The sequence below is a fragment of the Antrihabitans stalagmiti genome, assembly GCF_016482825.1.
GTDB classification, from domain to species: domain Bacteria; phylum Actinomycetota; class Actinomycetes; order Mycobacteriales; family Mycobacteriaceae; genus Antrihabitans; species Antrihabitans stalagmiti.
Genome location: NZ_JAEMNV010000010.1, coordinates 158,118 through 181,724 on the forward strand (window position 1 = coordinate 158,118; position 23,607 = coordinate 181,724).

General features: G+C 64.3%; 2 protein-coding genes. Both read right to left on the reverse strand.

Annotated features, from left to right (window positions below; translation table 11 throughout):
• Nucleotides 1–63: 63 nt before the first annotated feature.
• Nucleotides 64–1,083 carry an alpha/beta hydrolase gene (locus tag JGU71_RS25370; protein WP_372433227.1) on the reverse strand — a complete coding sequence of 340 codons (1,020 nt, stop codon included), beginning with the start codon at nt 1,081–1,083 and terminating at the stop codon, nt 64–66.
• Nucleotides 1,080–23,606, reverse strand: a complete 22,527-nt coding sequence (locus JGU71_RS25375) for a non-ribosomal peptide synthase/polyketide synthase (protein WP_233530075.1) — start codon at nt 23,604–23,606, stop codon at nt 1,080–1,082. Before JGU71_RS25375 ends, JGU71_RS25370 begins: the two co-directional genes overlap by 4 nt.
• Nucleotide 23,607 lies beyond the last annotated feature (1 nt).

Genomic DNA, 23,607 nt, shown 5'->3' on the forward strand with positions numbered 1-23,607 from the left:
AGATAGTGCAGCCTAACCTTATCCTGGTTACCGGTCCAATGCTGGCGACCTCCAGCGCCCTCCCTAGTCGACTCCCATCGCTGCCGAAAGCACTGGCCACGACGTCCGCAACGCGTCCTGCCAGTAGAGCCAGGAGTGCGTTCCGGTCGGCCTGAAGTCGAATTGCGCCGGAATGCCCAGGTCAGAGAGTCGCTGCTGCAGCCTGTGGGAGCAGTAGTTCGTCACCGACTCGATAAAGCCCCCGACGGCGATCTGATCCTGCAACGGCGGCGAGCCGGTCGGCCTGGACACACCCGGCATCTCGTACGGACCCGGCAAACCGGTTGCGCTCGATATGAACAGTGCGGTTCCGCGCAACTTGTCGGCGTTGACGTACGGATCATGGAGTGCCCACGCCGGATCGCCGGGTGGACCCCACATATTCCTCGTGTCACCTTTACCGCCACCCTCGACGACGATCCGGATGAGTGCCTGACCGATCGGGTCGCTCGTCATCGCGCAACCGCTGTAGGACGCGACACCGCGGTAGAGGCCGGGTGCCTGTACCGCAAGGTCGAGGACCGACCCTGCGGACATCGACAGTCCGCCGATCGCATTCACACCATTCGCGCCGAGCGCGTCATCGAGCACCGGTGGCAATTCCCGGGTGAGAAACGTTTGCCACATATTGCGGCCGAGTACTGGGTCCTGGCTACGCCAGTCCGTGTAATAACTCAGATACCCGCCCACTGGAATGACGACATTCACGTCCTTGTCGGCGAAGAAATCGACGATATCGGTCTGTCGGATCCAATTGGCACCGTCCTCCCCCGCTCCGGCGCCGTTGAGTAAGTACAGGGTCGGACGAGCCATCGACGTATCGCGTGGACGCAACACCTGAAGTTTGATCACCTCGTCCATCGACGGCGAGTAGACGAAAACATCCCAGCGACGGTCGCCGATCTCTTCGATCCGGTCGAGGCTGCCAACCTGTGCTGATGCGATTGGCTCGGCCGTGGCGAGAGGGGATCCGGCGAGCGGGGATCCGGCAAGCACGACGACGGCCGATGCAATCGCAAAGAACAACGACCCGATGCGTGTCACCGTTCTACCTCCAATTGCTCGGCGGCCCAGTCTCGTTCGAGGTATCGACCAACAAGCGGCCCGACCGTTTCGAGGGTGTCGGCGGTACACATCTGCCAGTGGGTGCAGTCGATCCGGTGGTTCGCCACGATCCGTTCGACGTACGGGAGCCAGGAGTCGGCGGTGCGCGCTACGTCCGAACGTCCTGCGGCAGCAGTGAAGAAGAGCACGTCACCGTCGAACCGTCGTGGGGTGTGCAGCCTGAGCAATGCCGCGTTGTGTTCGGCAGCTTCGACGAGCCTGTGAATCTGCTCGGGACTCGCCGGAAGCTCGACACCGTCGAGCTGGGTGAGCAGTTCGTCGGTCGAATCCACTGTCAGGCTGTCTATCTCGACTTCGAGATCGCCCGATAGACCCAGACCTGCAAGCAGGTCGCCTGTTCGGAGTTGCTCATCGTGCGAATCCACTGGGTGGGCAACGCTGTCCAACAGCACAAGTGCATCCACACTCTCGCCCGCATCGCGCAAGGCGACTGCAATCGCATGCGCGAGAACGCCGCCGAGCGACCAGCCGACCAGATGGTAGGGGCCCGACTTCTGGATCGCGCGAATCTCGGCCGCGTACCGGACTGCGAGCGCGTCGATCGACTCGGGCAGCACTTCGGCACCCAGGGCTGCAGGCGTCTGTATCCCGTAGATCGGCCTCGTCCCTTCGACGTGCGGTGCGAATGTCGAATAACACCAGGACAATCCGACGATCGGATGGATGAAGAAGACAGGAGCATCGGGACCGGAAGTTCTGATCGGCAGCACGATGTCGAAGGCCCCTCCCGATTCATCCGATTCGGGAGAGTCGATCAACGCCGCGATCGAGGATGGGGTCGGGTCGGTCAGAAGCCACTGCAACGAGACCGGTGCGTTCGTCTTCTCGCGCAACAGTGCAAGCGCGCGCATCGCGATCATCGAATTGCCGCCGAGGTCGAAGAAATTGTCGTCTGCCCCGATGTCGGGGGCGCCGTCGCTCCGAGGGCTGAGCACCTGCGCGAAGATCTCCGTAATAGCGACCTCGGTCGGTGTCGACGGCGCCCGATACGGCACTCTCGCAGCAAGTGTCGGTGTCACCAACGCTGCTTCGTCCAGCTTTCCCGTCGGCGTACGCGGGATCGACCCGATCGCGACCACAGCTGCCGGAAGCATGTGCCGCGGTAGAAATTCCGCCACGAACGCGATGATCTGCGCGCTGTCGGGTGCGCTCCCCTTGGTCGGGACGACATACGAAATCAACGCCGTCTCACCGTTGTCGACGGTTCTCGCGAGCGTCACGCAGTAGTCGACGTCCGCGTGTTCGACAAGTGCTGCGTCGATCTCGCCGAGTTCGATGCGGTGGCCACGAATCTTGACCTGGTTGTCGCCGCGCCCACGATATTCCAGTTCGCGGTCGGCATTCCAGGCAACAACGTCGCCAGTGCGATACATCCGCGCACCCGCGTCACCGAACGGATTCGCAACGAAGCGCTCCGACGTCAACCCGAGTCGTCCGTGATATCCGCGTGCCAAACCTGGCCCTGCCACGTACAACTCGCCCGCGACGCCACGCGGGACCGGTCGCAACCGGGTGTCGAGCACCATTACTTCGAACCCGTGCACAGGTGTGCCGATCGCGATGGGCTTGCCTACGAGCAGTTCGGCAACAGTCGATATATCCGTTGCCTCCGTCGGGCCGTAGCCATTGAGCAAGACCCGTCCCGGTTGCCAGCGTGCGACGAGTTCGGCATTGCACGCTTCGCCACCGACGCCGAGGACGGCAAGCGAGTCGAGCCCCTCCGGATCGAGTGCTGCAAGCATGGTCGGTGTGATCAGCGCGTGTGTGACGGCCCTCGATGTCAAGAAGTCGGTGAACTCCTCTGCACTCCCCGGCGCCGGCGACACAACGAGTGTCGCTGCCGCGGACAGCGCCGAGATCATCTCCCCGACGGCCATGTCGAAGCTCGGCGAGGTGTTGTGCAGGAACCGCGATGTCGGCTGCACGCGGTAGCGTTCGCGCCGCTCCGCAGCCAGATTCGCCAGACCGGAATGCGTGACGACGACACCCTTCGGTACGCCCGTCGAGCCCGACGTGTAGATCATGTACGCCGGATTCGACAATCGAACGGGTGCTAGAAGTTCGTCGGTATCGATCGCAGCCGTCGATGCCCCGGCCAATTCCTCTTCGCACTCGTCGAGCACCACCCAGTCGACCGTGTCCGGCAGACCCGGTCGCTGTGCAGAAGTAGTCACACCGATAGCCGCACCGGAGTCCGTCAGCATGTGTGCGATGCGATCCGCGGGATACGTGGGGTCCACAGGGACGAACGCGGCGCCCGTCTTCGCCACCGCCCACACCGACCGAACCGAGTCCGCCGAGCGCGGCAGTGCGAGTGCAACGAAAGTCTCGGGTTCCGCACCGCGCGCGATCAGCATTCGAGCGACCCGGTTGGCCCACGCATCCGCGTCGGCGTAGGTGTGATCGCGGCCTGCCCAGTGCAGCGCCACACCGTCCGGATGCTGTTGCACCGCAGTGGCTATCAAGTAAATCAGCGTCGACGCCGGTGCACTCGACCGTCCTCTGGCCGGTGCAGTTCGCCTGGCTTCGTCGGCACCGATGATGTCGATCACACCGACCGGAATATGTTCGTCCCCCGCCAGGGCTTCGAGTACTCGCACAAGCTGATCGCGCATCTGCGTCGCGAACTCGGTCGTGAACAGGGCCGTCTTGTACTTCAGCGTCAGCGTGAGCGTCGTACCCGCGACGATAGTGAGGGTGAACGGGTAGTGGGTCTCGTCTCTTCCGCTGACACCGACGACGCGAACACCGTCGATTGCGCCAGCGGCAGCGACGGTCGCCGCGTCCACCGGATACGACTCGAACACCGTCAAGGTGTCGAAATCGGCTGCGTCACCGGCAATCCGCTGAATATCGGACAGGCCGAGATGGTGGTGGTCCAGCAGGGCTGCCTGTTCCGATTGCACGCGGACCAGCAGGTCGGCGATCGTTTCGTCCTCGTCGAGAGCAATCCTGACCGGCAGTGTGTTGATGAACAGTCCGACGATCGACTCGACTCCTGGCAGGTCCGCGGGCCTGCCCGACACGGTGGCACCGAACACGACGTCATCGCGACCGAGCATGCGCGCCAGAACGATTCCCCACGATGCCTGCACGAGAGTGTTCATGGTGACGCCAAGGCGCGCGCCGACACCGGTGAGTCGAGCCAGCAACTCCGCCCCGGTGTCACAGACGATGGCACCTGTGACCCCAGCCCCGCTCGCTGCGCCATGTGCGAGCAAAGTCGGCTGATCGAGGCCTGCAAGTGCTGCCGTCCAGGCCTGCGCCGCAGCATGGTCGTCGCGCTCGGCAAGCCATGCCAGGAAAGTCTTGTACGACGGAACCCGTTGCAGCATCGAAGAGTCCGCATTCGTTGCGTAGAGAACCAGCAGGTCTTTCAGCAAGAGCGGCATCGACCAGCCGTCGACGTTGATGTGATGCAGCGTGACGACGAGACGGTAGTTCAGTGGACCGCAGCGCACCAGAGCGAAACGCACGAGCGGAGGTGCATCCAACTCGAACGGAGTGCCGAGTTCGCCGGCCTCGGCGGCAGCGATTGCGGAGGTCAGGTCCGTCGATCCGCGCAGATCTATTTCACGCCATGGCGTCTCGACTCGGTCGAGAACGAGCTGAACCAACTGCCCGGACGACGTTGCAACGAATGCGGTGCGCAAGGTCTCGTGCCGGGCGAGCAACGCGTCGACTGCAGCGCGCATTCGATCCGTATCGAGAGGACCATTCAATTCAAGCGATTGTTGCGTCGTGTACGGGTCGACGGACTCCGTCGCCAACTGGGTGTGAAAAGCGAGGCCCCGCTGCAACGCCGACAGCGGCCACACATCGGCTAGTCCGGAATATGTTGCTTCCCACCGGGTCAGGTCGGTCTGCGTGACTCGAGCCAACGCGACGTCGGACGGCGTCAAACCGGGATCGGCACCACTGCGAACGTAGTCGGCCAGTGCGTGCAGCGCGGTCGTCCAGTTCGCGGCCAGTTCGCTGACCTCGGCATTGGAGAGCAGGCCGGAGGGATAGGCAAAGGTCGCGGTCAGCGTGGGTGCGCCGTGCTTATCGGTCACGATCGCATTGATGTCGAGCACGGCGGGTGCGGGCATGGTCGCATTGGCGCGGGCACCGACATCGCCGAGATCTGTTGGTGTCCAGCCCAGTTCGGACAGACCGACCGGAATTTCGGAACCCGACACACGGCCGAGATAGTTGAAGCTGAGCTGCGGATCGGGAAGGGCTGCAAGCACATCGGAGGTGTCGGCACCCAGGTGTCGGAGCAGGCCGTAGCCGATCCCGCGCCGTGGCACCGCATGCAATTGTTCTTTCACCGTCTTGACGGCCTGCGCGAGCTCCCCCGCCGAGCCTTGGTCGACGTCAGCGAGATCGAGCCGCACCGGGTAGACCGAGGTGAACCACCCGACAGTCCTGGACAGATCTGCACCCGGGACTGCCCATTCCTCGCGCCCATGGCCTTCGAGCTGTAGCAGCAGAGACGACTCGTCCGCACCGCGCGCAGCACGCCACCGCCGCACCGCAATTGCGAGCGCGGCAAGCAGGCCGTCGTTGACGCCGCCTCGGAAAACCGACGCGATACCAGTGAGCAGCGCCTCGGTATCCGCGGCGTCGAGCTCGACGCAGACGTGCTCGACGGTCTCGATCGTGTCGATCATGGGATCGAATGCACGCGAGCCGAGATCGGGATCGGAACCGGCCGAGACGTCGCGCCAGTGGTCGAGTTCGGCCAATGTTGCAGGGTCCACGGCAAGATCGGCGAGCGAGTGCGCCCATCGCCTGAAGGAAGTACCGACCTCGTCGAGAACCGGAGCCGCCCCGGACCGAAGCTGTGCCCACGCCGACACGAGATCGGGCACGAGAACCCGCCACGAGACCCCGTCGATCACCAGATGATGCGCGACGACGACAAGGGCGCCCGGTTCGTTGACAGGGTCGAGCCAGACGAACTGCAGCATCCGACCCGCTGCGGGGTCCAATCGGTCGAGGGCGCAATCGACTTCGACCCGCGCCGTCGCGGCGACATCGCCACCCTGCGCGAGTTCGCAACGATGGACGAGCGCATCGACGTCGACGGTTCCCGCTGCTGCCACGTCGAGCTGTGCCTGCTCGCCGTTGCCAACGACCCGCGCGCGCAGCAGATCATGGTGGTCGATAACCGTACGCAAGGTTGCGACGACTCCGGCCCTGTCGATACCGGTCGGCAACGAAAGCGCGACCGTCTGCGCGTAGCGGTCGAAGTGACCACGAGCGGTCATCAGTCGCATGACGGGTGTCAGTGGTAGCGAACCGATACCGCGACCGGGAAGCTCGTCGAGCACCGGCACAGGGTCGCCTCCGGCACGGTGCGCGAGAGTCGCCAATGCCGCAACCGACTTCTGTTCGAAGACATCGCGGGGCGAGAAGACGATTCCGCGGGCCTTTGCACGAGAGACCAACTGGATCGACGCGATGCTGTCCCCGCCGAGCGCGAAGAACGAGTCGTCGCGACCCACCCGCTCCACGCCTAGCAGCTCGGCGAACACGGCCGCGATCGCCGATTCCGTTTCGCCCTCCGGCGCAGTGAACTCGACTGCCGCAGTGACGAACTCCGGAGTCGGGAGCGCGTCGCGGTCCAGTTTGCCGTTGACCGTGACCGGTAGCTCATCGACGACGACATAGGCGTCGGGCAGCAGCTGCCGCGGTAGCGAATCTTCGAGACTTGTGCGCACAGCCGCCGAATCGACTGCAGAACCAACGAGATACGCGGCGAGGCGTTGACCCAGCGGCGTCGCGTGCACGAGCACAACCGCCTGGCGAACGCCCGGTGAGCGAACCGCGGCGGCTTCGATTTCCCCCAACTCGATGCGATGGCCACGAATCTTGACCTGGCCGTCACTGCGGCCGTGGTAGACGAGCTCGCCTTCGCTGTTCCAGGCGACGACGTCACCTGTGCGGTACATCCGCTCTCCCGGTTCACCGTACGGATTCGCGACGAAACGCTGCGCACTCAACCCACGGCGGCCGTGGTAGCCACGCGCCAGTCCAGGACCCGCGACGTACAGCTCACCGACAACACCGACAGGAACCGGGAGCAACCGCGTGTCAAGAACCTGAACGCCGAACCCATGCACGGGGATACCGATCGATACCGGCTTGCCGGCGGAAAGTTCTGCAACAGTGGAGATATCGGTGGCCTCGGTGGGTCCGTAGCCGTTCAACATAACGCGACCTGGCTGCCAGCGCGCTACGAGTTCCGGGGTGCACGCCTCACCGCCGACGCCGAGTACCTCGAGCATCGGATGCGCGTCGGGTGCGATCGTCGCCAGCACGGCAGGTGTGATCAACGCGTGGCTGACGCTTTCCCGATCGAGCAGTTCCGCAAGCGCATCGCCGCCGACGGAGGACGTCGGCGCAATCACCAACGCGGCGGCCGCCGACAACGCGGACACGATTTCTCCGACCGCCATGTCGAAGCTCGGTGATGCGGTGTGCAGGAATCGCGACGAGGAGTCGATGCGGTAGCGCACACGACGTTCGGCCGCGAGGTTTGCCAATCCGGTCCCGGTGACGACGACGCCCTTCGGCACGCCGGTCGAGCCGGACGTGTAGATCATGTAGGCGGCATTGTGTAGTCGCGCAGGCAAAATTCGGTCGGCATCGGTGATCGGATCGGTTGCTGCCGAGGCAATCTCGTCGACGATGTCGTCGAGAACCAGCCACGTCACCGAATCGGGCAAGCCGGATCGCAGTTCTGCGGTGGTGATACCGAGCGCAGCACCCGAGTCGCCCAGCATGTGCGCAATGCGCTGCGCCGGATACGACGGATCGACCGGGAGGAACGCGGCGCCGGTCTTTGCCACCGCCCACACCGAGCGAACAGAGTCAAGACTACGCGGAAGAGCTAGTGCCACAAGCATTTCCGCTGCAGCTCCGTGGTCGATCAGCACCCGGGCCAGCCGAGTCGTCCATTTGTCGACTGCTCGGTAGGTGAACGTCTCACCATCCCATACGATCGCCGGACCGTCAGGGTTTGCAGCGACTGCGGCCGCGACGAGATCGGCAAGCGACGCGGGCTCGATCCCTCGCGGTCCCAACACCGGCACCAGGGCAGTTCGTTCGTCGAGGCTGAGCAGGTCGATATCGCCGACGACGATATCCTGCTGTGCCGCAACAGCTTCGACGATGCGAACGAATCGGTCCACGAATGCGGCCGCCGTGTCGCGGTCGAATAGATCTGTCGCGAAGCGAAGCGTCCCGGCCAAGCCCATGCCGGGCGCTGACGCCTCGGCCATGGTGAGCGCGAGATCGAATTGGGCGATCTCGGCGTCGAAGGCAAATTCTGTCACCGTCAGACCGGGCAGCTCGATAGCGTCGGCTTGCTGATGCTCGAATGCAAACGCCGCCTGGAAGAGCGGCGCATGAGATTGTGATCGAGTCGGTTGCAGCGCGTCGACAATCCGCTCGAACGGCAGTTCCGCGTTGCCGAACGCACCGAGATCAACGTCGCGAACCTGCGCAAGCACGTCCGAGAACCGTTCGGCACCATCGATGTGCGTTCGAAGGACGAGCGTGTTCACGAACATGCCGACCACGTCGTCGAGTGCTCGCTCACCACGGCCCGCGACCGGGGTACCGATTGCGATGTCCGACGTTGCCGAAAGTCGAGCCAGGGTGACCGCGAACGCAGCGTGCAGGACCATAAATGTGGTCGCGCCCGCTGCTCGCGCGAGGTGTTCGAGGCGTTCCGTCGTCGCTGGATCGACGACGAATTCGACAGCCGCTCCACGATGCGATGCAACCGGCGGGCGGGGGCGATCGGACGGCAGTACAAGAACTTCGGGAAGCCCCCTCAGAGTGGCTTTCCAGTAGTCGAGTTGTCGGTGTGCGATCGACGTCGGGTCCGCGTCGGATCCGAGCACCCGGCGCTGCCAGATCGCGAAGTCTGCGTACTGAACCGACAGCGGCGCCCAGCCTGGCTGCTGCCGTCGTACACGCGATTCGTAGGCAACCACGATGTCGCGAGCGAGCGGTGCCAACGAGATTCGGTCGGCGCTGATGTGGTGGACGACCATGACGAGGACGTAGTCGGTCTCGCATCGGAACAGCGCGCCTGCGATCGGGACCGTTGTCGTGACGTCGAAACGGCGACTCACGACGTCGAGCGCTCTCCTCGGCAGTTCGTCGGTCGATACGTCGATCGGATCGAGTTGTAGTGCAACCTCTTCGGCCGAAAGGATTCGCTGCACGGGACCGTCACCCACATCGGGGAACACGGTGCGCAGCGCTTCGTGTCGTTCGAGCACGTCACCGACTGCGGCTTGCAGCGCAACGATATTCAAGCTTCCGGTCAGGCGCAGCGCCAGCGGGATGTTGTACGCGGCTGATTCCGGCTCGAACTGGTTGAGGAACCACATTCGAGTCTGGCCGAGCGAGAGCGGGATGTGTTGCGGGCGAGGGCCGGCAACCAACTCGACCCGCTCACCACCCTCAGCAGCATCGACCGACAACTCATCGATCAACGCAGCCAATCCCGAGACCGACGGCCCATCGAACACCGATCGCACCGCAACCCGCACACCCAACGCCGCACCGATCCGCGCAGTGGCCTGCGTCGCAACCAACGAATTGCCACCCAACGCAAAGAAGTCGTCGTCGACACCCACCCGGTCGATACCCAACACCTCCGCGAACACCCCGGCCACCAGAACCTCCGACGCCGACACCGGCGCCCGGAACACCCTCGCCGCAAACACCGGCAGCGGTAACGCCTTCCGATCCAATTTGCCCGACGTGTTCAACGGGAACTCCTCGAGCACAACCACGGCGCTCGGCACCATATACGCCGGCACCACCCGCGCTACCCCCGCAACAAGATCCGACGGATCCGGCACCACCCCTGCCTCGGGCACCACATAACCCACCAACTGGTCACCGGACTCGGTCGCCACAACCGCAGCCACCGCCTGACGCACCGATACCAACCCCGACAACGCCGACTCGATCTCACCCAACTCGATCCGCTGCCCACGGAACTTCACCTGAAAATCGCTACGCCCGACATAATCCAACACACCGGACCCGTTCCAGCGCACCACATCCCCGGTCCGATACATCCGCGAACCGCCACCACCGAACGGATTGGCAACAAACCGATCCGCCGACAACCCCGCCCGACCCACGTACCCACGCGCCAACTGCACACCGGCCAAATACAACTGACCCGACACACCGTCCGGCACCGGCCGCAACCGGGAATCGAGCACGAACACCTGCGTGTTCCACTCGGGCACCCCGATCGGCACCGATCCACCATCAGCGACAGCCGGCGAATAGGTCACCGACACAGCAGCTTCGGTCGGACCGTACAGGTTGTGCACCGCAGCCGAACACACCGACCCGAACGCCGACACCGTCTCCGGCGGCAACGCCTCACCGATCACGAACACCAACCGCAACGACGACAGCAACTCCGCATCCGCCACCCCGGCGAACACCGACAACCCCGTCGGCACGAAATCGGTCACCGTCACACCATGAGCCGCGATCGTCTCCGCCAGATACTGCGGATCCCGATGCCCATCCGGTGACGCCACCACCACCGACGCCCCCACCTGCAACGGCAAGAAATAGCCCCACAACGACACATCGAACGTCGTCGCCGTCTTCTGCAAATACACATCCGACTCGACAAGCCCGTACTGCGCACCCATCCAGGCCAACTGATTCACGATCGCCGCATGCGAAACCGCAACACCCTTCGGTTTACCCGTCGACCCCGACGTGAAAATCACATAGGCCGGACTATCCCCCCGCACCGCACCAAGACGCTCCGACCCGGCAACCGGCACCGCCGAAAAACCAGACAGATCAACGACATCGATCTCCACCACCGGAACCGAGCCAAGGCCCTCGACGCGATCCCGCGACGTCGTCAACACACACACCGGAGTGGCAGTCTCCAGAATGTGGCCAATCCGATCCACCGGATGATCCGGATCCAACGGAACCCACGCACCACCGGCCCGCACAATCGCATACATACCGACAACCAGATCCAGCGACCGCCGAATCGCCAACCCCACCAACGACTCCGGTCCGACACCACCCTCGATCAAAAACCGTGCCAACCGCGAGACCCGCCCGTCGAACTCGGCATACGTCAGCGACAACCCACCGAACCGCAACGCAACAGCACCCGGCGACTGGGCAACACGCGCCTCGAAAGCGTCCAACAACATCACATCCGACACCACCGCGTCCGTTATGTTCCGTGCGAACGTAGCCTCGACCTCAGCCGGCGCGAGAATATCGATATCACCCACTCGCACAGCAGGTTTGGCCCCGACGGCGGCGAGTACGCGTTGCAGTCGAGATACGAGGTGCATTGCGGATCGCTCGTCGAAGAGGTCCGTCGCATAGGTGAGAGAGGCCGCGATGTCGCCGTCCCTCGGCGTCATCGTCAGGTGCAGATCGAAGGCCGAGACGGGATTGTCGGCCTCCAATGCGGAGATGGTCAGGCCCGGCAATTCGAATGTTGTCGGTGCCATGTTCTGAAACGACAGTGCGACACCGAAGATCGGATGCCGAGCGGTCGACCGACTCGGATCGAGCACCTCCACCATCCGCTCGAACGGCAGATCCGCATGTGCAAACGCACCGAGATCCACCTCACGCACCAGTCTCAACAACTCGGCAAACGACGACCCACCATCGACGCGGGTCCGCAACGGCAACGTATTGACGAACATCCCGACCACGTCATCGAGCGCCTGCTCACCACGACCCGCAACCGGCGTCCCCACAACCACATCGTCGACAGCACCCAACCGCGCCAACAACACCGCAAAAGCAGCATGCACAACCATGAACAACGTGGCGCCGTTCGCGTTCGCCACGGACTGCAGTTGCCGATACACCGCCGAGTCGATCTCGAAGTCGATCTCGCGAGCCTGGAAGCTCTGCTGTGCAGGCCGCGCCCGATCGGTGGGTAGTTCGATTGACTCCGGGGCATCCGCGAGAGCTTCTCGCCAGTAATGAATTTGACTCGAAACCAGCGACTCCGGATCGGTCTCGTCGCCGAGAACGTCGCGCTGCCACAGACTGAAATCTGCGTAGTGCACGGTGAGCGGTTGCCACGCAGGATCGGTACCTGCCGTGCGCGCCGAGTAGGCAACCATGACGTCGTGTGCGACCGGACCCAGCGAAAAGCCGTCAGCAGCAATGTGATGCAGCACGACGAACAGAATGTGGTCGCCATCTCGCAAGGCGTGCAGGGCGACCCGCACGGGAACCTCGACGCTTACATCGAAGGATCGACCTGCGAGACGCACAAAGAGTTCGTGTAGTTCGTGTTCACCGACGGCTTCCGAACCGAGTTCGATCTCGACAGCGTCGACAGGCAATACCTCTTGCCACGGACCGGTGTCACTGTCCGGATACCGGGTTCGCAGTGTTTCGTGGCGCTCGATCACGTCAGCAACAGCACTCCGCAGCACCGCGGGATCGAGATCGCCCGAGAAACGCAGCGCAAGCGAAAGATTGTTGGCCGTCGACGTCGGGTCGTAGCGGTTGAGGAACCACATGCGGGTCTGTGCCAGCGACAACGGAACCCGCAGCGGACGTTCATACGCCGCCAATACCGGCCGATCACCACGGCCCGAATCCGCCACGACCGCAGCAACACCAGCGACCGTCGACGCATCGAACAACACCCGCACACCCAACGCTGTGCCCGCACGCTCGTTGATCCGACTCACGACCCGAGTCGCACTCAACGAATTGCCACCCAAAGCGAAGAAGTCGTCATCGACACCCACCCGAGCCACCCCGAGCACCGCACCGAACACCTCCGCGACCAACACCTCCGAATCCGTCCGCGGCGCAACGAACTCCGCCACCACGAACACCGGATCCGGCAATGCCCGCAGATCCACCTTCCCCGCAGCAGTCATCGGTACGGACTCCAGCACCATCACCGACGCCGGCACCATGTACCCCGGCAACACGCGCTCACACTGCGCACGCACCACATCGACATCCACTGACAACCCTGCCGCCGCAACAACATAGGACACCAGCGCCAACTCGCCACCAGCGCCGGCACGCGCGACAGTCACCGCAAACGCAACGGCAGGATCCGCCGACAGCACGGCATCGACCTCACCCAACTCGATCCGCATACCCCGGATCTTCACCTGAAAATCGCTGCGCCCCACATACTCCAGCACCGGCACACCACCAGCACCGCCAATCTGCCACCGCACCACATCACCCGTGCGATACAACCGCTCACCGGCAGCGAACGGATCAGCTACGAACCGCGCCGCCGTCAACCCCACCCGATCGTGATAGCCCCGAGCCAACCCCGGCCCACCCACGTACAACTCCCCCGCAACACCCGCAGCGACCGGACGCAACCACCGATCCAGCACAACCGCCCGCGCACCCGCCAACAACGACCCGATCGACACCACACCCGCATCGACCAGCGGCGACGTCATCGTGATCACGATCGTCGATTCCGTCGGACCATAGCTGTTGAAAAACCGAACCCGAGAACCGAACCGCGCCACCAGATCCGGCGGACACACATCCCCGCCAACCACAACAGCCTCCAGCTGGTCGAGCACGTCGGCATCGACTGTGCCCAACACCGCCGGCGCCGACACGATGTGACTCACCCGCTGCGCCACCAACAACTCCGTCAACTCCGCACCACCCACCACACCCGGATCGGCAACCACCACCACCGCACCAGCAGAGAACGCCACCACCATCTCGAACACCGACGCATCGAAACTCGACGACGAAAACCGCAACACCCGCGACTCCGCCGACACACCCAACTCCGGCCGCGCAGCCGCCGAAAACACCGCCAACCCCGCGTGGGTGACGACCACACCCTTCGGCAACCCCGTCGACCCCGAGGTGTACATCACATACGCCGCATGATCGACCCGCAACGACGACGTCCGCTCCCCATCCGACACCGGACCGCAACCCACACCCGAAACCTCATCCAACACAACATCATCCAAGTGCTCACCCGCCAGCACCAACCACGACACCGACGACGGCAAACCACCCCGGCCCGCCGCATCGGTCAACCCCACCACCACACCCGAATCCACAACCATGTGCTCGACCCGCTCGCGCGGCAAACTCGGATCGACCGGCAGGAACGCGGCACCCGACTTCGCCACCGCCCACACCGCGACAATCGAATCCACACCACGCGCAAAAGCAACAGCCACAACACAATCCGGACCCACACCGTGACCTATCAACACCCGAGCAACCACATCGGACCGAGCATCCAACTCCGCATACGACACCGACGTCCCACCCGACACCAACGCCACACCACCAGCACTGGCCACCACGCCAGCAGCAAACAAGTCCGGCAGCAACACCGGTACCACTCCCCCCGGCCCCACCGCAGGCACCAGGCCAGCCACCTCGGTATCGGACACCTCGTCGAGGTCGATGACCCTGCGGCTGGAATCGGCGACAACATCCTGCAGAATCCGTGCGAACCGCTGCGCTACAGCTTCTACGGTCGACCTGTCGAAGAGGTCCGTCGCATAGGTCCACCGGCACGACGCCGCACCGGTTTCCGACAATGTCACCGTCACCTGCAAATCGAACTTCGCAACCACCTCTTCGGCGTCCAACGGCTGCACCACCAAGCCAGCCAACTCCACCCGCGGCGCAGGCTCCTCCACCGACAACGCAACGACGAACAACGGATGATGTGCCGTCGACCGCCCTGGCGCCAGCACCTCCACCACCCGCTCGAACGGCACATCCGCATTCGCAAACGCCGAAACATCCCCATCACGAACAACACCCAACAGATCGGCAAACGTCGACAACCCGTCCACCCGAGTCCGCAACACCACCGTGTTCACGAACATCCCCACCAGATCGTCCAGGACGGCCTCGCCGCGACCCGCCACCGGCGTCCCCACCGCGACGTCCTCACCACCGCTCAACCGCGCCAACAACACGACCAACGCCGCATGCACCACCATGAACGGCGTCGAGCGCGACGCCACCGCCAACCGCCGCACCCCATCGACAACGTCCGCATCGATCCCCACATCGACACTGCCACCACGACCCGACCCCACCACCGGACGCGCCCGATCGGTCGGCAACTCCAACAACTGCGGAACGCCCTCCAACGCACCCCGCCAAAAATCGAGCTGACGCCGGTGCCTCGAACCCTCACCCTCCTCGGCACCGAGCACGGCGAGCTTCCACAATGCATAGTCCGCGTACTGCACCGCCAACGGTGCCCACCGAGGAGCAGCTCCGCTCGACCGCGCCAGATACGCAACCATGACGTCGCGCGTCAACGGACCCATCGAAAAGCCGTCCGCAGCAATGTGATGCACGACCATGACGAGTACGTAGTCGTCAGGAGCGCTCCGCAGCAGCGACACGCGCAGCGGCACCTCGGTGGTGACGTCGAAACCTGTTGCCATCACCGCACCGACGTGAGCTGCCACCGATTGCGGAGCCGCCTCGATGGGTGCGATCGACCCATGCGGCGACGCGCCATGTCGGACAAACTGTTCCGGGCCTTCAGGGGAATCCGGATAGACCGTGCGGAGCACTTCGTGGCGCTCGATCACATCGGCGATCGCTGCATCGAGGGCACCGACGTCCAAGGCTCCCGTGATCCGGAGCGCCGCGGCGATGTTGTAGGCCCCGGAGCCGGGGTCGATCCGGTTGAGCAACCACATACGTTGCTGTGCAGGCGATAGCGGTAGGCGATCCGGCCGAGCGCCCGCAGCAAGGGTAGGTAGGTCCGCTGCCTTTTCCGCCGCGTCTGCCAGCGCGGCCAAGCCTCGAACGGAGGGCGCGTCGAACAATTGGCGGACACTCAGTTCGATGCCGAACCGCGCATTCACACGCGCGATCACCCGGGTGGCCGTCAGCGAGTTCCCGCCGAGTTCGAAGTAGCTGTCGGTCGCGCCGACCGCGGCTCCGCCGAGGAGTTCGGAGAAGATATGTGCGACGTCGACCTCGGCCTGCGTCGAGGGCGCAACTGTGCCTGCAACGGTTCCGACAGGGTCGGGCAAGGCCGACCGGTCGAGCTTGCCGTTGGGCCCCAACGGCATTGCATCGAGAACCACGAACGCGGTCGGCACCATGTACTGCGGGAGAGTAAGCGCCGCGTGGTCAGCCAACTCGTGCGTATCGATCCGAACCCCGGCGCGGGCGGTCACGTAGCCGACCAGTCTGTCGTCGCGTACGACGACGACCGCGCCGACAACGCCGCCGAATTCCGTGAGCACGGATTCGATCTCGCCGAGCTCGATACGCTGGCCACGCAGTTTGACTTGGAAGTCGGTACGGCCGATGTAGTCGAGTTCACCGTCGGCGTTCCAGCGCACCAGATCGCCTGTGCGATAGAGCCGCTGCCCGTCCGCGAACGGATCGGCGACGAATCGATCCGCTGTCAGATCGGGACGACCGACGTAGCCACGCGCGAGTTGTGCTCCGGCCAAGTACAACTCACCGGGTGTGCCGACCGGAACCGGCGTCAACTGCCCGTCGAGGACGTAGACCTGTGTGTTCCATACCGGCGCACCGATCGGCACCGGTCCGGTGTCTGCTGGGTCCGTGCGGTGGAACGTGACGTCGACGGCGGCTTCGGTGGGACCGTAGAGGTTGTGTAATTCCGCATCGAGGACACCGTGCGCACGCTCGACGGTGCTGCGCGGCAGCGCTTCGCCACTGGCGAAGACCTGCCGCACCGAGGCGCAGTCGCCGGCAGGAGCGGTCTCGAGAAATACGTCCAGCATGGACGGAACGAAGTGCAGGGTCGTAACTTGCTCTTTCGCAACGAGATCGGCGAGGTAGCGGGGGTCTCGGTGGCCGTCGTGCTCGGCTATCACGACGCGGGCGCCCGTCAGCAACGGCCAGAACAATTCCCACACCGACACGTCGAAAGTCGCGGGCGTCTTGTGCAGGACGACGTCGTCGGTGTCGATCGGATAGCTGTCCTGCATCCACAGCAGACGGTTGACGATCGCGCCGTGCGAGACCGCCACACCTTTCGGACGGCCGGTCGAACCCGATGTGTAGATCACGTAGGCGGCATTGGCGGGGGTCGGTGGGATGAGGGGCGCCAACGATTCCGCACCCGCCATCACGTCGTCGAGGTCGACGGCTGTGTTCGCTGCCAGCAAGTCGGCATCCGCGCGCGAGCCCAGGACAAGATCGGGCTCGGCACTTTCGAGGATGTGCACCATCCGGGCGGTCGGTTGCGTCGGGTCGATCGGGACGTAGGCACCACCGGCGCGGACGACAGCATGAATGGCGATCAGATAGTCGAGGCTGCGCCGCATTGCTATTGCGACGAGCGACTCCGGACCGATCCCACGCGAGGCAAGTTGGCGTGCAACAGCATCGGCCCGCTGTGTGAACTCGGCGTACGTCAGCGATATGTCGTGATCGAGCACGGCGACAGCGTCCGGATGCAGCATGGCGGCTGCGTCGAGTAGATCGACCAACGTGGACTCAGGGACCGCGGATGCTGTGGCATTCCACTCGTGCAAGACAAGTCGGCGCTCGTCGGAATCGATGATGCCGATCGAACCGACTGTGGCCGTCGGTCGTGACACCATCGCGTCGAGCACTGCGGCGAATCTACGGCCGATGATCCGTGCCGCATCGTGGCCGACGACGCCGGGAGCGTATTCGAGGGTGATGCGCAGCGTCGGCTCCAGCGTCACCACGACGGCGACGGGATAGTGCGTCGCATCCGCGACGTCGATGCCGGTGACTCGCATACCTGCGAAGTCGGTGTGCTCGTCGAGACCCGCCCGATCCACTGGATAGGACTCGAACACCGTCAGTGTGTCGAAGACAGCGCCTGTTCCGATCCGAGCCTGGATGGCGGCGAGGCCGATGTGGTGGGCATCGAGTAGTTGTGCCTGTTCGATTTGCAGTCTGCTGACGAGTGCGCCGACCGGTTCGTCACGATCGGTCCGCACCCGAACAGGAATCGTGTTGATGAAGAGTCCGAGCGTCTCACCTGCGCCTGCGAGCGCAGCGGGCCGGCCGGACACGGTTGCCCCGAAGACGACGTCGTCGCGAGAAAGCAGACGCGCAAGCAGTATTCCCCAACCGGTCTGTACAACGGTGTTGACCGTAGCCCCACTCGATCGGGCGAGTTCGGCAAGCCCGGCGACAACCTCGGCCGAGATCGGAATGTCGTGCTCGGCGGGAACCGCCGCTGAGCGAACATCGATATCCGGAACGAGCAACGTCGGACCGTCGACGCCGTCCAGTGCGCGCGCCCAGTCGTCGAGAGCGGCATCCGAATCCTGCCCGGCGAGCCACTGCAGATAGTCCGAATAGCTCGGTGCAGCAATCGGTATCGAAGCATCCGTCAGATAGAGGACGAGCAGGTCCTTCACGAAGAGTGGCATCGACCAACCGTCGAAAAGAATGTGGTGGTTCGTGATCACGAGGGTCGCGGCCGCACGATCGGAGGCGTCGCTGTGCCGAACGAGCACGAACCTGATGAGCGGCGCCGTCGCCATGTCGAACCGCGACGACCGTTCCTGTGCCGCGACCACTCGGGCGTCATCGCCATCGACCTCACGCCACGGCACGTCGAGATCACCAAGAACGAGCTGAGCCGCAACACCATCCGCGTCGTAGACGAAGGCGGTCCGCAGTGTGTCGTGCCTATCGAGCAGACGCTGCGCCGCACGATGCATTCGGGATGCATCCACATTCCCGCCGAGTTCGAGCACGATCTGGCCGACGTAGACATCGACGTCCGCCGAGGTGAGCGTCGCATGAAACAGCAGACCCGCCTGCAGTGGCGCGAGCGGCCAGATATCACGCAACTGCTCGAACTGCGCCTCCCACAGGTCTATTCGCGTCTGGTCCACCGAGACCAGTGGGACGTCGGACGGAGTCAAGCCGCCGGCAATGCCCGACGCGGTGTGCGCGACCAAGCCTAGTAGGGCAGTTCGCCACAGTTCGGCGAACTCGGTGACCTCGTCGTCGCGAAGCACCTCGCGCGGGTAGGCAAACGACGCCGAGAGTCGATCGCCCTCGACAACCGCGGCGTTGATGTCCAGAACGTAGGCGACCGAGAGGTCGGCGCCGCTGCGCCCGTTGAGATCGATGTCCGTGCGGGGCACCCATCCGGTGCCTGCCGGTAGCGCCGCGAGCCCGGGGGCATCGATTCTGCCGAGGTAGTTGAAGCTGATCTGCGGTGCCGCAAGCCCCGCCGCCTCATCGTCGAAATCGGAACGTGCATAACGCAGCAGACCGAATCCGATGCCGCTGCCAGGTGCCGCGCGCATCTGCTCCTTGACCGCTTTCAGTGCGCGACCGGCATTCGCGCCGCCTACCAGTGCGTCCGCGATCTCGATGTCGGACAACGACAATCGGACCGGGTAGGCGGCGGTGAACCAGCCGACCGTTCGCGACAGGTCGGCACCCGGCACCACCGTTTCGTCGCGGCCATGGGTCTCGGTCGTCACGAGGATCGGATGGTCGGGTCGCCACGACGCGAATGCGATTGCAAGTGCGGTCGCCAACACGTCGTCGACGCCGCCACGAAACGATTCCGGAACGGTCGTGAGCAGCGCCCGCGTCACGTCGGGTTCGACGTCGATCCGCATACGTTCGACGCTCGACCCGGTGTCGGTCGGCTCGAGCGGTCGGGACCCGAGCGGCGTCGGCGCGCAGTCGAGCGTCGCAATCCAGTGCTCGCGTTCGCTTTCGACGTGTGCTGCCAGATCCGCGAGCGCGTGGGCCCAGCGACGCATCGACGTTCCCACCGGTGGCAATGTGGGTGCCTCGGCGGTACGAACCTGCTGCCAGGCAACAGCGAAGTCGGGCAACAGAACTCGCCACGACACACCGTCGACGACAAGATGGTGGACGACGAGAACGATCTGGGATTCGGCCTGCGCGCTGACCGCCGGCTCGATCCACACCACTTGAAGCATCACGCCGGATCGCGGCGCGAGGCGACCGACGGCAGCAGCGGTGACGTTCTCCAGCAACGCAACTGGATCGACGCCGACTGCCAGTTCCACCCGACTGACGATGTCGGCCACGTCGACACTCCCCGCGGGAGCAACGACAAGTTCTTCACCTCGAAGTGTCGCCCGCAGACCATCGTGCTGGTCCAGAACCACGCTGACCGTCCGACGCAGTGCGTCGGAATCGAGATCGGCTGGTGCTGTCACAACAACCGCTTGGTAGAAGCGATCGACGGCACTCTCCGTCGGAGCCCTCCCGAGTACCTCACGCATGATCGGCGTCAATGGTATTGCGCCGACCCCTGCACCGGGCAACTCCGGCAACCGAACCTGCTCACCCGCATCGGCTTTCGCAGCTATCAGCGCAAGCGCGGCGACGGTCTTGCGTTCGAAGACGTCGCGTGGTGTGAAGACAACTCCCACGGCGCGCGCTTTCGAGACAAGCTGGATCGCGATGATGCTGTCGCCACCGAGAGCAAAGAACGAATCGTCGACCCCCACACGTTCCAGACCGAGCACGGCCCCGACGGCATCAGCGATCGTCTTCTCGATAGTGTTCGTCGGTGCACGAAAAGGACTGGTGGACAGTGCAACAGGATCGGGTAGCGCGCGGCGGTCGACTTTGCCCGCCGGTGTGAGCGGAACTGCTTCCACCTCGACGAATACGCCGGGCACCAGGTGTATCGGCAAGAACTCAGCAGCGAAACTACCGAGTGCCGCCGAGTCGACCCTGTGCCCGGCAGCGGGCGTGACATAGGCGACCAGGGCGCCGTTCCTGACATCGGTGAGCGCGAACGAGACCGATTCGTGCGCAGCCAGTACCGCGTCGATCTCACCGAGTTCGATTCGCACGCCGTTGATCTGGACCTGTTGATCACCGCGACCGACATAAAGAAGTCGAGCATCGGCGACGCCGTCCCAGCGAACCAGATCACCGGTGCGGTAGAGCCGCTGCCCCGACCGATACGGATCGGCGACGAACCGCGCTGCTGTCAGCTCGGGCCGATCGTGGTACCCCCGTGCCAGTCCTGCCCCGCCTACGTAGAGTTCGCCGAGAGCGCCGGGCGGCACCGGGCGTAGCCACCGGTCGAGGACGACCGCCCTCATCCCATCGATCACACGCCCGATCGTCACGTCGCGCGAATCTGACAGTCGTTCGGAGACCGTGACGACGATGGTCGATTCGGTCGGTCCGTAGCTGTTGTAGAAGCGGCACCGATCACCGAATCGATCGACGAGGTCGGGCGGGCAGATATCGCCGCCGACCACGATGGCTTCGAGATCGTCGAGTTCCTCGCCCACCGTCGAGAGCACCGCCGGCGCCGAGATGATGTGCGTTACCCGCTGCTCCCTGAGCAGCGTCGTCAGATCGTCGCCGCCGTAGACGTCGTTCGGAGCGATGACCATCGTCGCGCCCGCACTGAAAGCGGCGATCATCTCGAAGATGGAGGCATCGAAGCTGGACGACGAAAACCGAAGTACGCGTGAGGATGTGCCGATACCGAGCTCTGCGCGATCAGCAAAAGCAGCGAGACCCTCGTGAGTGACGACCACACCCTTCGGAGTGCCCGTCGACCCCGACGTGTAGATCATGTAGGCCGCGGCTGCCACATCCGGCCGCGCCGACTCAGCAGGCGCAGGTGGTCCAACGCTGTCGGCCCCGGGCAGCGTCACCCATTCGACGTCGCGGGGTAGCGTCGAGAGTTGTTCGGAACCAGCGAGTCCCAGCGCAACGCCGGAATCGGTGAGCATGTGCCGAATACGCTCGACCGGGTAGGTCGGGTCGATCGGCACGAACGCCGCACCCGATTTCGCGACCGCCCACACCGCGACGACAGACTCTATACCACGTGGAAATGCCACCGCGACAAAAGATTCCGGCCCTATACCGCGGTCCGCAAGCGTTGCAGCCACGAAATCCGACCAGTGATCGAGTTCGGCGTAGGTGAGCGATCGATCACCACAAACGAGAGCCGCACCTGTCGGGTCGGCCGCGACGCCGCGCCGGAACAGGTCGGCAAGCACTGCGGGTCGCACCGCCCGCGGCCCCTGAAACGGGACAAGAGCGCCACGTTCGGAGTCGGTGAGCACATTCAGTTCGAAGACGCGGTCGTTGCTCGCTGCGTCCGCGAAACCCCCAAGCAGCGAAAGGAAACGACGATAGTGATCGCTCACCTCGCTCGCGGCGTACCTGTTCGGATTCGCTTCGAAGTCGATTCGTGCGCTGCCCTCGACGCTCGGATACAGGTTGATCGAGAGGTCTTCGACGGGTCCCGTCGACAGCACGTTGAATCGCCCCGGCACCGATCCGAGCAGCACGTCCGAAGGGAAGTTCATGATGTTGATCGCCGGACCGTAGAAACCGCGCGCGCCACCGGCACCGGCATCGCGACGAAGGTCCTCCGACCTGTAGCGCTGATGCCGAAGTGCACCGGTCAGTTCGAGTCCGACGGCGGCTACCAGTTCGTACACGGTCGTCGTCGGTGTGATCGACACCCGTAGCGGCACGACGTTGGAGACCATGCCGCCGGAACGGCGCAGCACCGCGTTCGTGCGGGCGGAGACAGGCAGGCTCAACACAATGTCGTCGAGGCCGGTGAGCCGTGACAGATAGGCGGCGACCGCGGCGATCACCACCGCGGTGTCGGCGGACTCGAATCTCGTCGCGGCCTCGCCCATCGACGTGACCAGTTCCTGCGACAGCAACCCTCCGACGACCTCGGGACGCGACCGCATCGGTCCGGCGCGCGCGGCGAGGCTGATCGGATCAGCGAGGTCGTCGGCCTTACTCGCCCAGTAGTCGCGGTCCTTGGTGTACCGCGTCGACGATCGGTAATCGGCTTCGGCGGCGTTGAGAGACGTCAGGTTCGGCACTTTCGACGCCGGTGCGTCCGTCCCCGTCACTGCGGCGGTGTACAACTCCGCAACACGATTCATAAAGAGAATCGCGCCGTACCCGTCGAGAGCGATGTGATGTATGCAGGAGTACCAGTAGTAGTGGTCGGCACCGAGCTGCAGTACGGCCGCGTTGATCAGCCTGTCGGTGAGCAGATCGAGCGGCTCCGAGTAATCGCGCAGCATCCATTCCATCGCCGCTGCAGCAGGGTCAGGTTCCGCACGGAGGTCGACGCGCTCGATCACGTCGTTGAGCGACGGATCGACGATTTGGTGCGGTTCACCGGCTATCTCGACCAGCCGCAGCATGCCGCTACCGACCTCGTGTGCTGCGCGCCTACACGCCTCCTGCAGAACGTCGAGGTCGAGGCGACCTCTGACCTCGACGTAGTTCGCGATGACGATCGGTACGTGTGGCGCGAGATGCTGGGCGAACCAGATGCCTCGCTGCGCGACCGTGAGAGGAAAGGAGTCCGCTGCAGAGCCGGCTGGGGTGGCCGGGCGAAGGTTGGCGTGGGCAGCCAACGACTCTGCCGATTCCAAG